General features: G+C 45.8%; 15 protein-coding genes. 8 read left to right on the top strand and 7 right to left on the bottom strand.

Going from position 1 to position 15,837, the window contains the following annotated elements; all coding sequences use genetic code 11:
• Positions 1-44: 44 nt before the first annotated feature.
• Both HPS57_RS01880 and HPS57_RS01875 read left to right on the top strand, forming a co-directional pair.
• Positions 45-1,274 carry a porin gene (locus HPS57_RS01880; RefSeq protein WP_172179635.1) on the top strand — a complete coding sequence of 410 codons (1,230 nt, stop codon included), beginning with the start codon at positions 45-47 and terminating at the stop codon, positions 1,272-1,274.
• Positions 1,275-1,288: 14 nt separating this feature from the next.
• Positions 1,289-1,936 (top strand): enolase-like domain-containing protein, encoded by a 648-nt coding sequence (locus tag HPS57_RS01875; protein ID WP_172179633.1) that lies wholly within the window; start codon positions 1,289-1,291, stop codon positions 1,934-1,936.
• A gap of 354 nt (positions 1,937-2,290) precedes the next feature.
• Here HPS57_RS01875 and HPS57_RS01870 read toward each other — a convergent pair whose 3' ends face one another.
• The 5 genes from HPS57_RS01870 to HPS57_RS01850 form a co-directional block, all read right to left on the bottom strand.
• On the bottom strand, positions 2,291-3,259 hold the full coding sequence (locus HPS57_RS01870) for a permease (RefSeq protein ID WP_172179631.1): 969 nt from the start codon (positions 3,257-3,259) through the stop codon (positions 2,291-2,293).
• Positions 3,260-3,272: 13 nt separating this feature from the next.
• The gene (locus HPS57_RS01865; RefSeq protein ID WP_172179629.1) at positions 3,273-3,995 is read right to left on the bottom strand and encodes an aromatic aminobenezylarsenical efflux permease ArsG family transporter; all 723 of its coding nucleotides are present in this window, start codon (positions 3,993-3,995) and stop codon (positions 3,273-3,275) included.
• The gene (locus tag HPS57_RS01860; RefSeq protein ID WP_172179627.1) at positions 3,995-4,369 is read right to left on the bottom strand and encodes a nitrophenyl compound nitroreductase subunit ArsF family protein; all 375 of its coding nucleotides are present in this window, start codon (positions 4,367-4,369) and stop codon (positions 3,995-3,997) included. The genes HPS57_RS01865 and HPS57_RS01860 overlap by 1 nt, the downstream gene beginning before the upstream one ends.
• The gene (locus HPS57_RS01855; RefSeq protein ID WP_172179625.1) at positions 4,366-4,596 is read right to left on the bottom strand and encodes a thioredoxin family protein; all 231 of its coding nucleotides are present in this window, start codon (positions 4,594-4,596) and stop codon (positions 4,366-4,368) included. Before HPS57_RS01855 ends, HPS57_RS01860 begins: the two co-directional genes overlap by 4 nt.
• Before the next feature lie 102 nt (positions 4,597-4,698).
• Positions 4,699-5,028: an ArsR/SmtB family transcription factor gene (locus HPS57_RS01850; RefSeq protein WP_172179623.1), complete on the bottom strand. Its 330-nt coding sequence runs from the start codon at positions 5,026-5,028 to the stop codon at positions 4,699-4,701.
• A 356-nt stretch (positions 5,029-5,384) separates the two neighbouring features.
• Between HPS57_RS01850 and HPS57_RS01845 the strand changes: the two genes are divergently transcribed.
• The 3 genes from HPS57_RS01845 to HPS57_RS01835 all read left to right on the top strand — a co-directional run bounded on the left by HPS57_RS01845 (position 5,385) and on the right by HPS57_RS01835 (position 8,317).
• The gene (locus HPS57_RS01845) at positions 5,385-5,705 is read left to right on the top strand and encodes a helix-turn-helix domain-containing protein (RefSeq protein ID WP_172179621.1); all 321 of its coding nucleotides are present in this window, start codon (positions 5,385-5,387) and stop codon (positions 5,703-5,705) included.
• A 3-nt stretch (positions 5,706-5,708) separates the two neighbouring features.
• Entirely contained in the window at positions 5,709-6,956 is a 1,248-nt protein-coding gene (locus HPS57_RS01840) for a type II toxin-antitoxin system HipA family toxin (RefSeq protein ID WP_172179619.1), read from the top strand.
• 626 nt (positions 6,957-7,582) lie between these two features.
• Positions 7,583-8,317: a Bax inhibitor-1/YccA family protein gene (locus HPS57_RS01835; RefSeq protein ID WP_172179617.1), complete on the top strand. Its 735-nt coding sequence runs from the start codon at positions 7,583-7,585 to the stop codon at positions 8,315-8,317.
• 132 nt (positions 8,318-8,449) lie between these two features.
• On the opposite strand, the gene HPS57_RS01830 is transcribed toward HPS57_RS01835, so the two are convergent.
• Both HPS57_RS01830 and mscL read right to left on the bottom strand, forming a co-directional pair.
• Positions 8,450-10,114 (bottom strand): SulP family inorganic anion transporter, encoded by a 1,665-nt coding sequence (locus HPS57_RS01830; protein ID WP_172179615.1) that lies wholly within the window; start codon positions 10,112-10,114, stop codon positions 8,450-8,452.
• A 165-nt stretch (positions 10,115-10,279) separates the two neighbouring features.
• Positions 10,280-10,672 carry a large-conductance mechanosensitive channel protein MscL gene (gene mscL, locus HPS57_RS01825; protein WP_172179613.1) on the bottom strand — a complete coding sequence of 131 codons (393 nt, stop codon included), beginning with the start codon at positions 10,670-10,672 and terminating at the stop codon, positions 10,280-10,282.
• A 152-nt stretch (positions 10,673-10,824) separates the two neighbouring features.
• Here mscL and gap point away from each other — a divergent pair, with 152 nt between their 5' ends.
• The 3 genes from gap (at position 10,825) to miaA (ending at position 15,760) form a co-directional block, all read left to right on the top strand.
• Positions 10,825-11,835 carry a type I glyceraldehyde-3-phosphate dehydrogenase gene (gene gap, locus HPS57_RS01820; protein ID WP_135940305.1) on the top strand — a complete coding sequence of 337 codons (1,011 nt, stop codon included), beginning with the start codon at positions 10,825-10,827 and terminating at the stop codon, positions 11,833-11,835.
• Positions 11,836-12,085: 250 nt separating this feature from the next.
• Positions 12,086-14,683, top strand: a complete 2,598-nt coding sequence (locus tag HPS57_RS01815) for a rhamnogalacturonan lyase family protein (RefSeq protein ID WP_172179611.1) — start codon at positions 12,086-12,088, stop codon at positions 14,681-14,683.
• A 75-nt stretch (positions 14,684-14,758) separates the two neighbouring features.
• Positions 14,759-15,760 carry a tRNA (adenosine(37)-N6)-dimethylallyltransferase MiaA gene (gene miaA, locus HPS57_RS01810; protein WP_172179609.1) on the top strand — a complete coding sequence of 334 codons (1,002 nt, stop codon included), beginning with the start codon at positions 14,759-14,761 and terminating at the stop codon, positions 15,758-15,760.
• Positions 15,761-15,837 lie beyond the last annotated feature (77 nt).

Genomic DNA, 15,837 nt, shown 5'->3' with positions numbered 1-15,837 from the left:
AAATTCGTAACTTTGCATTTGGAATCACAAAAATAACTTTTATTATGATGAAAACGACAGGATTATGGTCAGCTTTTTCCTTGCATCACTGCCGCAAAGGACCGGCGTCATGGCTCAAAGGATGTGCTGTGGCTCTTACTGTTTTGCTCCAGCCGATGGCTGTTTTTGCAGACACGGAGGATGAGTTTGCTTCTGAAGAGAAACTTGAGGAGGGCTTTCTTACAAAATATGTCAACGAAGCCATTGCAAGGGAAATGGACAAGCAGGACAAGTCTGCGACGAATAAACTAACAGACAATTTCAGTGCACCTAAGTTCGGTGGCTATTTCGTGGGCAAATACAGCTATTCCACAGAGGAGGGGAAGGAGAGCGGAGACGGCTTCTCCCAGCGTTTCGTACGTCTTTATGTTGACGGGAAAATACTGAAGGATTTTGCCTACCGCATACAGGTTCAGACCAACAATGACAAGTTTCACATGAAGGACTATTTCCTTGAATGGCAGAAATTCAAGGAGTTCCGTGTGAAGATTGGTCAGTTTAAGCGTGCTTTCACTTTCGAGAACCCTATGAATCCATGGGATGTAGGCAACGGAAACTACTCGCAGGTCATGCTGAAATTGTCAAATTCTGGCGATTATCCGGGTGAGAACAGCAGCGGACGCGACCAAGGTCTGCAGGTTCAGGGCGACTTGTTCCCTGTCGGGAAGGACAAGCACAGCCTTCTTCATTACCAGCTTATGGTAGCCAACGGACAGGGAATCAACTGTGCCGATGCCAACAAGCACAAGGACATCCTTGGCACAATCCAGATTCAGCCCATCAAGGGACTTGTGCTCGGAGTATTCGGATGGACGGGCAACTTCACGTACAACGGTGTCACTACCGACCGTGAACGTTATGCTGTCTCCGCAAAATATGATGCTGCCGACTGGACTTTCCGCTCTGAATACGTCCATTCCGTCGGTCATCGGTATGCTGATTTTTCCCTTGATGAGCATGGCGAGGCTTATGTTTCCGGTGGCACAGGGCGTGCCGATGCATGGTATGCCACCCTCGGCGTGCCTTGCACACCGTGGCTGAAGACTTATGTAAAGTATGATGTCTACCGCGACCAAGGGACATGGGGCTCAGCAAAATCCATTTACAGTGTTACGCCACACATAAGACTTCATAAAAACCTTATGTTCCAGCCGCAGTTCAATTATGTCCACGACCGCAATCTTGCCAAGGCGGACTATTGCGAGTTTTGGTTGGAAACTTATGTCAGATTTTAACCGGGGAGGGAAATATGCAGATAAATATCAGACCGAAAACATTGGTTCTTAACAAGCCTTGCACCTTGGAGGGAGGCTTAAACAGTGAGAGACAGTTCGCTGTCATATCCATAATGGATGAGGAAAGTGACAGAATCGGTATAGGCGAATGTCTTGTGACGCCCGAGACTTTCGACATGCCTTCAGGCAAAATAGACCTGGAAGGCATGATGCAAGTCATTGCCGGACTGGTGGACAAGGCATTGCGCAGTGAGGATTATACGGCATTTCTGCGTCCTTATCCTGCACTGCTCTTCGCTTTGGAGTCAGCAATGTTTGACTATCAGAAGAATCCGTTGCTTTACGACACACCTTTTGCCCATAGCGAAATGGGAATTCCCGTTGTCTCCGAATTGCCGGAAGGCAGCCTCCTTGTCCGCCCGATGCTTGACGGCGGCATAACGGGAGCTATCGAAAGAATCCGCGATGCGCAGCAGAAAGGCGAGGAGGTAATCCTCGGAGCAACCTGCGAGAGTAATGTCGGCTTGCGCAACATTGCGCTTCTTGCCGGTCGTGTCGCACCTTTTATGATATACATGCCTGATTATTCCTATAAGGAAAACATTGAGATGGACATCGAAATCCGTGGCGGCAAGCTGTGGCGATGTGAGGTGGACGAGTGAGAAATGTCCCTCATGCGTCTAAAGATTGAATGATTCATCTTCAAAAGACGGTCTATACATTCAAGATAGAAGTGCAATTTCTTGGCTGTATATCAGTAATTTCTGACAATATTCCCAAGTGGTTTGCAACTTATGTTATTGATGCAATGGAGAAACAACCAACATAAATTGTTGAATATATGGAATGATACTGCTTGAGGAGTTCTAAGAACGTAAAGAATCTGTGTGATACATGAAACTGTTTTCACAAGTTCTGTGGTTTTGATAATGTTCATCATCTTTGCAGTGGAAAATCAACCAATTACAAAATCCTCATGCAGATTCTTGAATCCGCATGAGGGTTTTTGTTTGTAGTTATAAGAACAAATTAAACAAATATCCTGACAAGATGATGAACAGTGAGATAGTTCCGAAGAAAACAGCAATCAGTCTCCATGTCATCACCTTTTTAAGCATTGTGGCTTCGGGGAATGAAAGTCCTACCACAGCCATCATGAAAGCAATGGCAGTGCCCAATGGTATGCCTTTACTTACAAACACTTGAATCACAGGGACGATGCCTGCCGCATTGGCATACATTGGCACAGCGAGAATGACGCTCAATGGAACTGCATACCAACGGTCGGCGGACATGTATTCTTCAAAGAAACCTTCGGGTACATAGCCGTGAATGACAGCTCCTGCTGCAATACCTATTATAATATACAGCAGTACTCCTTTTACTATTCCCCAAGCGTCCTTTACAATCCGGGGCAAACGCTCACGGAACGAGATACGCCCACTTTCCCACTGCTCACTTTGTGCCATTGACTGTGCTTGCAACTGCAAAACCCAAGGACTGAGGAAGCGGTCCAAATTCATCCTGCCAAGGACAATGCCTCCAAGTATGCCCAACAGAATGCCGCTTACTACGTAAATGAGCGTCACTTTCCATCCAAACGAACCGAGGAACATGGCCACCGCAACCTCATTGACCAATGGAGAGGTGATGAGAAATGCAAATGTCACGCCCAAGGGAATGCCGCCTTTGACGAAACCGATAAAGAGCGGAATGCTGGAGCAGGAGCAGAAAGGAGTTATTGCTCCGAAGATACTTGCCAAAAGATACTGTGCTCCGTACATCTTATGGGTGGTGAGATAGGCACGCAGTCTTTCTATGGGGAAATAAGCGTTGATGATGCCCATCAGGATGCTGATGAAGAAGAGCAGGATGACAATCTTAATGGTGTCGTAGACAAAGAAGTTCAGGGCTGCTCCCAAGTGTGTGGAGGCATCCAGTCCACACACCGTATATATCAGCCAATCAGCAAATTGTTGTATCATAAGTCCTATTTTGTTATGCGATGAAATATGTGTGACAATAATTTACGCCTACAATGATGAACACCAAAGCCACAATGCGGTTGAACCAACGTTGGAACGCGTTTATCTTGCCCATTGCACGTCCCATGGAACTCACACTGAATGCCAGAAGCCAAGCTACCAAAAGCACCGGCAATGCTGTGGCTATGGCGAAGACAAATGGCAAAAGATAGCCTCCGCTTTCGACAGCTGACATGGGGATGAGCATACCGAAATAGAACAGTCCGCTTGTAGGACAGAAAGCCAGCGCAAAGAGTATGCCAAGCAACAGACTGCCAACGGGACCGCTCAGCCTCTCTGTCTTTTCGCTCGCCGAGAAACCAAACTTTCCGCCAAAAGTCACGAACTCACTCACAAGCATAATGATGCCAATCAGCACCAAAGCCGGTCTGAGCACTGTTTCGCCCCATTCGGAAATGGTCTGCTGCAGGCTGAACGTGTCAGCTCCTGTCCTTAGGATATAAATAAGGAGTGCCCCCAATCCCGTATAAGCCATGCAACGTCCGATGGCATAGAGTACACCGCTCCACAATACGCCCGAAGACTTGTCGCCATCCGGGCTTTTGCGGGCAATGAAGGCTATGGCAGTGATGTTGGTGGCAAGCGGACAAGGGCTCAAGGCGGTCAGCAAACCGAGTAGGAAGGCGGTGAGTATAGGCACCTGACTGCTGTCTGACAGTTGTTGTAAAAACTCCATTACTTGTTGGTGTTAAGGATTCTGGATTTCAGTTCCTTACGGAATCCTTCGGCGTTTCTCAGTGCATTGGAGAAAGCAAAACGAGTCATGTCCTCGGCTTTCTCATTCTTTCCCTTGCCGGACACAATGTAAAGCGACGACCAGGAGACCTTGTATTTCTGAGCCAGTTTCTTGCCTTTCGGAGTGGAAATGTCTATAACGCTCAATTTTGCCTTGCCTTTCAGTTCCTGCACCACGGTCTTTGTCTCCTTTTCAATGGCCATGCACGTCTTGCAACGCTGCTTGCCATGGAAATAAAGCACCTCTACGTTCTGAGCCATTGCTGTCATACTGACTGACAGCATGGCAAACATCATGATGAAAAACCTTTTCATACAAGCACTCCTTTTACTTGTTCGTAACTCAATTTTCCTTTTGCCACGACCTTCCCGTCTACCACCAGAGCCGGAAGCGACATGACGTTGTACTCCATAATCTTCATGATGTCCTCCTCCTTTTGCACGGAAGCATCCAGATTAAGGTCGTTTACCACTTTCTCCACTGTAGCGTACAAGGCTTTGCATCCTGCGCAACCTGTACCAAGAACTTTGATTTCTTTCATAATTGTATATAAGACATGAGTTTGTAGTTCGTAAAACACCGAACATAAAATGCTTGATTAAAGGCGGCACACCGATATGAAAGGTTAAACCGCCTTCTGTCTTTATCCGCAGCAAGAGCCTTCTTCCTTGCACACACACTGGTTCAAAAACTCTCCGAACAAGTCGCGAGCCATCTGCCAGTTCTCACGGTTGATGCAGTATTTCACTTTTGGAGCCTCAATCTCGCCTTGGATTAATCCTGCCTCTTTTAGTGCCGTCAGATGCTGGCTGACAGTGGCTTTGGCAATGGGGAGTTCATCGTGTATGTCACCAAAGTAGCAAGTCTTCTGCCGGGCAAGGAAAGTGCAGATGGCTATGCGTGCCGGATGACCCAATGCTTTTGCAAACTTGGCAAGCAGTTCCTGCTTGATGGTATATTCTTTTGATGTCATGGTGCTTTTTGTTTGTTGTTTGCAAATTTACGAACAATAATTGTTTTTGCCAAATAAAAAGCAAAAATTTCATTTACATTAACATCATACGACCATTCGCAAGAAGCGCAACGCGATAGGGGGAATTAGAAAACTCAGTGTGTTTTTCTCTCCTGAGAATCGCCAATTATAAAGAAACTCAAACTGACATGCTCAACTTTTTCTTGACGGAATAGTATGATTTGTAGGTTAAGTATGTTAATTATGGGTAAAGTTCATTAAATATCAATGCCAACAGTCATATATTTGTAATCAACATATCATAAAATAAAGAAATAATAGTATTTTTGCATATGTAAATAAACATTGCATAGAAAATGGCAAAGAATACAATGGGTACAAAACTTCCCAGAAAGTTAACTGAGAAGATGCAGATTGTAGGCGAGCAGATACGCCTTGCTCGTCTGCGGAGAAACCTTAGTATGGCTCAGGTGGCAGAACGTGCCACATGTTCCGAACTCACTTTGTCCCGTGTAGAGAAGGGACTGCCTACTGTAAGCATTGGCATCTACCTCCGTGTGCTGTATGCCCTTCAACTTGATGACGACATTCTGCTGATAGCCAAGGATGACCCCATCGGAAGAGGCTTGCAAGACTTGCAGCTGAAACGAAGAGAACGTGCAACCAAAAAAGTGTAAGGTATGGAACGATTGTTTGTATATGCTGATTTCAATTGGCTTGAAGACATAGAATTGGTTGGAGAACTTACCATGGAGAATATACGTGGTGGTGAAACCTATGGCTTTAAGTTTGATGCCGGTTGGTTGAAGAAGCATGGGAGTTTGACGTTGAGCGATGACATAAATAATTATGTGGGGATGCAATACACTCTGCCGGGCAAGGACATTTTCGGATGCTTCTCGGATTCTTTGCCTGACCGTTGGGGACGAACCCTTGTGCTTCGTCGTGAACAGATACTTGCAGCAGAAGAGAAACGACCGGTACGAAGACTTTCTTCAATGGACTATCTTCTTGGCATTGACGATGCTTCCCGAATGGGTGGCTTCCGTTTCAAGGAAACTCCTGATGGCGATTTCATCAATGCGGCCAATGAACTTAAGATTCCTCCTGTTACCGATATTCGCGAACTGATAGCCGCCAGTCATGAGATAGAACTCAGTGAAGAAAAGAGTACATTGCCTGATAAGAAATGGATCATGCAACTCGTCAGACCGGGAACTTCGCTTGGTGGTGCCCGTCCAAAAGCTTCTGTCGTTGATGGAAATAAGCAGTTGTACGTAGCAAAGTTTCCCTCACGCCAAGATTTGTATGATGTAGGACTTTGGGAGCATTTCGCACATTTGATGGCAAAAGCTGCCGGAATCACTTGCGCAGAAACCAGAGTGGTTGCGGCAGGCAGCAAATACCACACTTTACTTTCAAAACGTTTTGACCGTACAGAGGATGGTCGTCGCATCCATTTCGCTTCGGCTATGACGATGTTAGGACTGACAGACGGTCAGAATGCTTCTACGGGTAATGGCTATCTTGACATTGTGGACTTTATTCTTCAGGGATGTTGTGACGTGGAGCGTAATCTTCAGGAACTCTATTGCAGAGTGGCATTCAACATTGCCATTGGCAACTCCGATGACCATTTCCGTAATCATGGTTTCTTGTTGACCAACAGAGGTTGGACACTGTCTCCGGCATACGACTTGAATCCGACATTGAAGCGTGAACAAAGTCTTCTGATCAACGCGTATACCACAGAGGCAAGTCTGGATGTTTTGCTGGATTCGTGTGAGGATTATATGCTTACCAGGAAAACGGCAACTCGGATTATAAACGATGTGAGGGCTGTGATGTCATCTTGGAAACAGGTTGCGACATCCATAGGCTTGTCACAGTCTGAGCAAAATATGTTTAAGGACCGACTGGAAAATTAGAAAACTCAGTGTGTTTTTCCCTCTTGAGAATTGCGTAGAAATATTTTTCAGAATGTTGCTCGCAAATTTTGTATGGATTTTGGTTTTAGATAAGTGGTTGGTTATTAGTTTGTTGGTGTAAAACGCGCGCCAGTCTCTGCATCTTTTTATGGCATTCTGCACTGCAAAAGGTAACGATTTGCAGTGTAAAACCTTACCTTTTGCAGTGCAGAAACTTATTGTTTAGTGCTCGTTTCTTTATGTTTCGTTGCCAAATTGCCCTTTTTTGAGGCTGAAATAGTAAAGGAAAGGAGGCAGAAGTGTGTATTTTGCCCGTTATGATAAATAGGACATTAGAAAACTCATATCGTTTTGGGCATACTGTTTGTTGGTTATGGAGTAGGGGATCTGCCGCCTTGTGATACGTGACCCGTCACGGAAGGCATAAGGAGAAATGATGCATTGTCATCCGATAAAATTCACTCATAAACCTATAAAATAATATAATATTTATGCACTTATATGTATTTTTGTTGCTTTTAGTGGAAAAAATGATACCTTTGCAGATATGAATGTACCACAGGGTATTGTTTCCGTGGGTATATGAAGTACAATAAAGACAAACAAATAAAAACAATAACAAAGTTATGGAATACAAAGAATTCGACCGTATGGTCAACGAAATGGAAGGCGGTTCACGCCGTTCCTATGTGCCGTCAGTCAGCTTTCCGGCACTCATGCGCAAGGTCTACACATGGATGACACTGGCAATGATTATCACAGGTATCACCTCCTATGGTGTGGCAAACTCTCCGGGACTTCTCGAAATGATATTCGGTAACCGCCTTGTCTTCTGGGGACTGATTATTGCTGAGTTCGGACTTGTCTTCGGAATCTCAGGCATGCTCCACAAAATCAGTGTCGTGACAGCCACGATGATGTTCATTCTCTACAGTGTCATCAACGGTGCGGTGCTGTCAAGCATCTTCCTGCTCTATACAATGGAAAGTATCGGACAGGTGTTCTTCATCACTGCTGGCACTTTCGGAGTGATGTCATTGATTGGTTATACGACAAAGACCGACCTCACATCCATGGGCAAACTGCTTATGATGGCACTTATCGGCATTATCATCGCAACGGTGGTCAACATGTTTGTCGGCTCTACCGGTCTGCAGTCCATCATCAGCTATGCCGGAGTGCTTATCTTTGTGGGACTGACAGCCTATGACTCACAGAAGATCAAGCACATGCTCTACGAGCAGGATGCTGATGACGAAGGTGCACAGAAACTTGCATTGCTTGGTGCTCTGACACTTTACCTTGATTTCATCAACCTCTTCATCTATCTTCTCCGCATTCTCGGAAGCAGGAGAGACTAATGCAGAATGCGCATCCACTAACGGCGCATTTTAGTAATAATAAAAACGCTGCACCACAAAAAGTTATGTAAGGACTTTTGTGGTGCAGCGTTTTCTGTTGCAATGTGTTTGCAGTGTGTTGTATGGAAGAGTTTAGTTGTTTGCCAGTTCCTTTGCCTTTTCCAGTGCAACATCAATGTGCGGACAGATATGGTCCTCACCGATAAGGTCGTAGAAATGAGCCTTTTCCAAGACAGCATGAACCTTTGGATTTACTCCCGAAAGGACAACGTCGATGCCCTGCTGCTTGGAGGAGATAATGATGTTGGTGAGGTTGTGGATGCCTGTAGAGTCAATGAACGGCACATGGCGCATACGTATGATGCGGACAGCAGGCTTCTCGTTGAAGCGTGACATCAGTTCCTCGGCTTTGTTGCCCGCTCCAAAGAAGTACGGACCGTCAATCTCGTACATCTCCACGTTGCTTGGAACCACAAGGTGCTCATCATTGTGTGCAGAAAGGTCGGACTCAGCTTCGATGTCTATGTCGCGCACGAGATGCACATCACTGGTTTCCGCCATGCGTCGCATGAACAATAAGCATGCAATGACTATGCCTACTTCGATAGCTATGGTGAGGTCGAAGATGATTGTGAGGAAGAATGTCACGAGAAGCACTGTGACATCGGACTTCGGATTGCGGAGTATGCCGAGGAAAGACGGTATTCCGCACATGTTGTATGACACAACTACAAGTACTCCGGCAAGGCAAGCCATCGGAATATATTGTGCCAACGGCATGAGGAACAGGAATATGAGCAGAAGCACAACTGCATGGATGATTCCGGCAACAGGAGTCTTTCCGCCGTTGTTTATGTTTGTCATGGTACGTGCTATGGCACCTGTTGCCGGAATACCTCCGAAGAGTGGGCACACAAGGTTTGCAAGTCCCTGACCGATAAGCTCATTGTTGGAGTTGTGGCGGTCGCCGATTACACCGTCAGCGACTGTTGCGGAGAGGAGTGACTCGATAGCACCGAGTATGGCAATGGTAAGAGCCGGAGAGACAAGTCCCTTGATTGTAAGCCATGAAAGCTCAGGAACCTCAGCACCGGGGAGTTCGGAAGAGATGTTGAAGCGGTCACCGATGGTCTCGATGCTTTCCACTCCGGCATACTGTTTGAGCACAATGGCAACGATTGTCGTTGCGATAATGGCAATCAGGGAGCCGGGAATCTTTTTTGAAATCTTAGGAAGAAGTACGATAATGAGCACAGAGAGCACACCTATGCCGAGCGACCAAAGGTCGATAGTGTCAAAGTTTTGGAAATAGCATATCCATTTCTCGATGAAATCAGAAGGCACCTTGTCTATTGTAAGGCCGAAGAAATCCTTCATCTGTGTGGAGAAAATGGTCACTGCAATGCCTGAAGTGAATCCTACGACAATAGGATAGGGGATATATTTGATTATTGTGCCGAGGTGTAATAGTCCGAAGAGGACAAGGAACACGCCTGCCATCAGTGTGGCAATGGTGAGTCCGGACATGCCGTACTGCTCTATTATGCCATATATGATGACGATGAAAGCTCCCGTAGGACCGCCAATCTGCACTTTGCTTCCTCCAAATACGGAAATCATGAATCCGGCAACAATTGCCGTGATTATGCCTTTCTCAGGAGACACTCCTGACGCAATTCCGAATGCTATTGCCAGTGGCAGCGCCACAATGCCGACGATGATGCCCGCCATGATGTCTGCCATGAGAGTTTGTTTGTTGTAGTTCTTTAAGCAAGAAATAAGTTTTGGTTTGTACATGATGTTATTTTGATAATCTTTGTTTGGGTATTGTAAATTAGAGTTGTAGTAACGTTCTGACATAATTATTTGCACAGCATTCTGTCATTATGGAAAGAATGCTGTGCATACAACCATACCAATATAACAGTTACTGTTGTTTTGATATGGGATTACTTGTGGGAATTATTTGTTTTTCAGCAAATCCCTGATTTCCGTAAGTAGCTTCTCCTCATTGGAAGGCTCGGCAGGTGCTTCCGGTTTGGCAGGGACTTCTTCTTGCTTTTTCTTCAGTGAGTTGATGCCTTTTATCATCATGAAGATGCAGAGAGCCACTATAAGGAAATCAACGATGTTTTGGATGAACTGTCCGTACTTTACCTCAGCGTCAATGACTTTGAAGGACAGGCCGCTGAAATCAACGCCTCCGGTGAAGAGACCGATGAGAGGCATGATGACATCGTTGACCAGACTTGACACGATTTTGCCGAATGCTCCACCGATGATTACACCGACTGCCATATCCATTACATTGCCACGCATGGCGAATTGCTTGAATTCATCAACAAATTTGCTCATATGAAATTGATTTATATTATTTAAAAGTTTGATTTGCACTGCAAATGTACTACATTTTTTGTTAAAGTGGCTATTGTTTCCAAGAAAAGTTGTAAATTTGCAGTGTCAAAAATGACATACGTTAGGTATTATCTTTAAAATAACAACAAACAATGACAAAAATTGGTATTAACGGTTTCGGCCGTATCGGTCGTTTCGTTTTCCGCGCTTCTATGAACCGCGATGACATTCAGGTTGTAGGTATCAACGACCTCTGCCCAGTAGACTACCTCGCATACATGCTCAAGTATGACACAATGCACGGTCAGTTCGACGGCACAATCGAGGCTGATGTTGAGAACAGCAAGCTGATTGTTAACGGTCAGGAAATCCGCGTAACTGCAGAGCGCAACCCGGCTGACCTTAAGTGGAACGAGATTGAGGCTGAGTACGTAGTTGAGTCAACAGGTCTCTTCCTGACACAGGAGAAGGCACAGGCTCACATCGAGGCTGGCGCTAAGTACGTTGTTATGTCAGCTCCTTCAAAGGACGCTACTCCAATGTTCGTTTGCGGTGTTAACTTCGACAAGTACGTTAAGGGTACACAGTTTGTTTCTAACGCATCTTGCACAACTAACTGTCTCGCTCCTATCGCTAAGGTCCTCAACGACAATTTCGGTATCACAGACGGTCTCATGACAACTGTTCACTCTACAACTGCTACACAGAAGACTGTTGACGGTCCATCTATGAAGGACTGGCGCGGTGGTCGTGCTGCTTCCGGCAACATCATCCCATCTTCAACAGGTGCTGCTAAGGCTGTAGGTAAGGTTATCCCTGAGCTCAACGGCAAGTTGACAGGTATGTCTATGCGTGTTCCTACTCTCGACGTTTCTGTAGTTGACCTTACAGTTAACCTCGCTAAGCCAGCAACTTACGCAGAGATCTGCGAGGCTATGAAGAAGGCTTCTGAAGGTGAGCTCGCAGGTGTTCTCGGCTACACAGAGGACGCTGTAGTTTCTTCTGACTTCCTCGGCGACCCACGCACATCTATCTTCGACGCAAAGGCAGGTATCGCTCTTACAGACACATTCGTTAAGGTTGTGTCTTGGTACGACAACGAGATCGGTTACTCTAACAAGGTTCTCGAGCTCATCGCACACATGAAGAAGGTTAACGGTTAATCTGATTCTCCATTGTGATTGTGAGGAATCGTTTCCAAACAGTCAATGGGAAACGGGATAATCCGTTGAAATATTACAAAGCCACTTGGAATAGTCCAAGTGGCTTTTTCTGTATTTGCAATGTTTTTGTTAGGTGCGTTTTTATACGAAAAATGGGTGCAAAACAGGCTTTCGGTTGTTTGTTTTTGGAATTTTCGTTTTTTTTGACTAATTTTGCAACAGATTTTACACTAACAAGACTAAATAACTAATGAGGAAATTTTTTATTACCGCATGCTTCATGGCATTGGCGATGTCTGATGCATCGGCAGGAACCCAAGTAAAGGAAAAGTTGAACCGCGCTCCCGTGGCAGTTAAGACATCAGAGGGAATCTTGGTGTCTTGGCGTTATTTGAAGGCTGATGGCGGTGCAACATTTACCTTGTACCGTAATGGCGAAAAGATAAAAGAAGGCATTGCGGATGTCACAAACTATCTTGATAAAGAAGGAAACAGTGGCGATACATACAAAGTGCTGTCAAGCAATGGTGATGAGGCTTCTTGTAAAGCATGGGAAAGCATCTACAATAAAATCTCCATTCCTCGTCCTGCTAACCGCAAGGACAAGAATGGAAAGACAACAGGCCGCTACCGTCCTGACGATTGTTCTGTGGCAGATGTTGACGGTGACGGCGATTATGAGCTGATTGTCAAATGGCTGCCGGACAACAGCCGTGACAGCGGAAAGGATGGATATGCTTCTCCTGCATATCTGGACTGCTATGAGTTTGACGGAACTCAGAAATGGCGTATAGACATCGGCCATTCCATACGCTCGGGACAGCACACTTCACCGTTCATCGTTTATGACATGGACGGTGACGGCAAGGCAGAACTTATAACAAAGACAGGTCCTGACACAAAGGACGGTAAGGGTGCTTACGCTACCCAGGCTGCAAAGGACAATGCGATAAAGGGCATCAGCCCTGATGCAGTGACGGTTAACAGTAAAGGACGTGTCACCGAAGGAGCAGAGCTTCTTACTGTATTTAACGGTGAGACTGGTGCTGCCATGCATACAATATGGTATTCACCAAACCGTGCTATGATTGATTTCCCTTCTGCTGACGGTGCTTATAATTCCAAATGGGGAGACACAAGTTATAACCGTGGTGAGAGATACAATGCTGCAGTTGCGTATCTTGACGGACAGGCTTCATTGCCGACAGCTATCCTCCAGCGAGGATATTATACAGCATGCTACATTTGGGCTGTTGATTGGAATGGTACAGAGCTAAAGACCAGATGGTTGCATAAAGGCAGTTCAAAGGACGCTTGGAGCGTTATCGACGCAACAGGCAAGACTCTTTTTACAGGAACCGGTAAGTCAAGCTATGGTCAAGGTGTTCATGGTATTTCAGTAGGTGACGTCAATGGTGACGGCTATGACGACATCGTTACAGGCGGTGCTACAATCGGGCATGACGGACAGCTGATGTGTTCTACCGGTGTTGGTCATGGTGATGCCATTCATTTGGCAGACTTATGCCCTGACCGTCCGGGTTTGGAGGTGATGATGCCTCATGAGGATTCGCCTTATGGATACGATGTCCACGATGCGACAACCGGAAAAATTCTTGCAAGTGCCGTAGGCGAGAAGGATAATGGGCGTGGTTTGGCTGCGGACTTCATTCCTGCCAACCGTGGTTTTGAGTTCTGGTCATCACATGACGGCAACACTTACGATTGTGCAACAAACAATGTTGTTCTTGCGAAGAAGGCTGACACAAGTTTCCGCATCTATTGGACTGGAGACCCGTATGACCAGACATTCGACGGCCGTTATAACGAAACAACCGGTTGCGCTCCACGTATCCGAGCATACAACACTGCATCAAAGAGCATAACAACCTTCTTGGAGTTTGCCGGATACGGCAAACCGCAGACTGTCAATACAACAAAGGCAAACCCATGCCTTCAGGCCGACATCCTCGGCGACTGGCGTGAGGAAATCATAATGACAGGCTATGAGACAGATTGGAGCGCGCCTACATGCGACATTCTTATCTACTCAACCCCTGAACCTACACGCTACAAGGTGCCTTGCCTTATGGAAGACCACCTGTACCGTATGGGCGTTGTTTGGCAGAACTCTTCCTACAATCAGCCTCCTCATCTCGGGTATTATCTCCCTGATTATCTTGGCGTTGACGGAACGGTATTCCAGACAAATGTCAAGAGCCATGCTCCGGAGGTCGTTCCTGCCACTGATGGATCAGAAGCATTGAAAGCTCCTGCTGAGGACAAGGGCGTGATTGTCGGCGAATGCTATACAGCAGGCGCAAATGGTGAGATTACCAATTCAGTGTCAAACGGCTATCTAAAAGTGCGTACCGGTAATGCAGACAACACTATAACGTTCTCCGTGAATAAAGGCTATGTAATTACAAAGATGTATGTGGAAGGGTACTCAAACAACACTTCCACCACAGCCGACCGTTCAATCACTATGACAAGTGTTGCGGTTGACGGCGCGGACATTGCAGAGAGCACACTCGTTTTCCCGGGTGGCAAGGCTGGACAGACACCTGTTAACCGTACTTACAGCAATCTTGGTGCAAAGCAGGCAATTGTGCTGAACTTTGATAATTCAAAGATTACCACATCTGATGTCGATTCCAAGGGAAAGAACAAGCAGATATTCCTGAAAGTCACTTTCACTTATGAGAAAGTACAGACTGGAATATCAGGGATTGCTGTGCCTGAAAAGGCTCAGTGCAATGCTATCTACAACCTTGCAGGACAGCGTGTTGCAGAAGGAACAAAAGGCATTGTCATAAAGAACGGGAAGAAAGTTTTTGTGAAATAAAATCATGTTAATGTGAATGGCGGTGTGCTAAATGCTGCCATTCACATTTATTAGAAGTAACAAATGGAAAGAAAGATGATAACAATTGTCGGACCGACAGCATCTGGTAAGACAACATTGGCGGCACATCTTGCTGCAAGCTATATTGCTGAAGGACAGCCGGCAGAGATTATATCTGGTGATTCTCGTCAGGTATATCGTATGATGGATATTGGAACGGGCAAGGATCTGTGCGACTATTCTGTTGACATGTCCACCCAAGATATGAGGAAGTGGGCGTTGCCCGGCGTGCCTGCAATCATTGATGTCCCTTATCATCTGATTGACATTTGTGAACCCGGAGCCAAGTACAATATATTCCAATACCAGCAGGATTTCCTTAATGCTTACTCTGATTGCCAGAGTAGGGGAGTGCTGCCAATACTTTGCGGAGGTTCAGGACTTTATGTCGAATCGGTCATCCGTGAGTATAATCTTTCTCCCGTGCCAAAGAACGAACAGCTTAGGGCAGAGATGTCAACAAAGTCCATGGAAGAGCTGACCGCTATCTTGACGGATTTGAAAGAGAGGAACAACTCCGACATGCACAACAAGACTGACGTTGACTCGCCACAGCGTGCCATAAGAGCTATAGAGATAGAGGCATACAACCTTGAGCATAGGACGGAAGACAGACCTTTCCCTGTGATAGACACTGTCGTTATAGGTGTTGACATACCGAGGGACGAACGCAGGAGCAAAATCAGTTCCCGCCTTAAGGCAAGGGTTGACGAGGGGATGGTTGAAGAGATAAGGACCATTCTTGCTAACGGTGTACATCCTGATGACTTGATATACTATGGTCTTGAATATAAATATGTGACAGAATATGTCATCGGCCGCCGTTCTTACGAGGATATGCTCGAACAGTTGGAGATACATATCCATCAGTTTGCAAAGCGTCAGATGACATGGTTCCGAGGCATGGAGCGACGTGGCATAAAGATTCACTGGGTTTCAGCGCTTCTCCCGATGGAGGAAAAAGTAAGCCGGATACGTGAGATATATGACTCTGTCTGCCAGCAGGCAGAAAAGTGAAAATAAGGATGTAAGTTGCAATACTTCGGCAAAACATGGAATATATATAGTAAATAATGTTAAAAAAGAAGTTGTTT

The sequence above is a fragment of the Palleniella intestinalis genome (assembly GCF_013166595.1).
Lineage (GTDB): Bacteria > Bacteroidota > Bacteroidia > Bacteroidales > Bacteroidaceae > Prevotella > Prevotella intestinalis.
This window is presented reverse-complemented; position numbering and strand designations above follow the sequence as displayed.

Excerpts from the sequence above, each read along its gene's own strand:
- HPS57_RS01880 (WP_172179635.1), top strand. The coding sequence starts at position 45 with ATGATGAAAACGACAGGATTATGGTCAGCTTTTTCCTTGCATCACTGC.
- HPS57_RS01875 (WP_172179633.1), top strand. The coding sequence starts at position 1,289 with ATGCAGATAAATATCAGACCGAAAACATTGGTTCTTAACAAGCCTTGC.
- HPS57_RS01870 (WP_172179631.1), bottom strand. The coding sequence starts at position 3,259 with ATGATACAACAATTTGCTGATTGGCTGATATATACGGTGTGTGGACTG.
- HPS57_RS01865 (WP_172179629.1), bottom strand. The coding sequence starts at position 3,995 with ATGGAGTTTTTACAACAACTGTCAGACAGCAGTCAGGTGCCTATACTC.
- HPS57_RS01860 (WP_172179627.1), bottom strand. The coding sequence starts at position 4,369 with ATGAAAAGGTTTTTCATCATGATGTTTGCCATGCTGTCAGTCAGTATG.
- HPS57_RS01855 (WP_172179625.1), bottom strand. The coding sequence starts at position 4,596 with ATGAAAGAAATCAAAGTTCTTGGTACAGGTTGCGCAGGATGCAAAGCC.
- HPS57_RS01850 (WP_172179623.1), bottom strand. The coding sequence starts at position 5,028 with ATGACATCAAAAGAATATACCATCAAGCAGGAACTGCTTGCCAAGTTT.
- HPS57_RS01845 (WP_172179621.1), top strand. The coding sequence starts at position 5,385 with ATGGCAAAGAATACAATGGGTACAAAACTTCCCAGAAAGTTAACTGAG.
- HPS57_RS01840 (WP_172179619.1), top strand. The coding sequence starts at position 5,709 with ATGGAACGATTGTTTGTATATGCTGATTTCAATTGGCTTGAAGACATA.
- HPS57_RS01835 (WP_172179617.1), top strand. The coding sequence starts at position 7,583 with ATGGAATACAAAGAATTCGACCGTATGGTCAACGAAATGGAAGGCGGT.
- HPS57_RS01830 (WP_172179615.1), bottom strand. The coding sequence starts at position 10,114 with ATGTACAAACCAAAACTTATTTCTTGCTTAAAGAACTACAACAAACAA.
- mscL (WP_172179613.1), bottom strand. The coding sequence starts at position 10,672 with ATGAGCAAATTTGTTGATGAATTCAAGCAATTCGCCATGCGTGGCAAT.
- gap (WP_135940305.1), top strand. The coding sequence starts at position 10,825 with ATGACAAAAATTGGTATTAACGGTTTCGGCCGTATCGGTCGTTTCGTT.
- HPS57_RS01815 (WP_172179611.1), top strand. The coding sequence starts at position 12,086 with ATGAGGAAATTTTTTATTACCGCATGCTTCATGGCATTGGCGATGTCT.
- miaA (WP_172179609.1), top strand. The coding sequence starts at position 14,759 with ATGATAACAATTGTCGGACCGACAGCATCTGGTAAGACAACATTGGCG.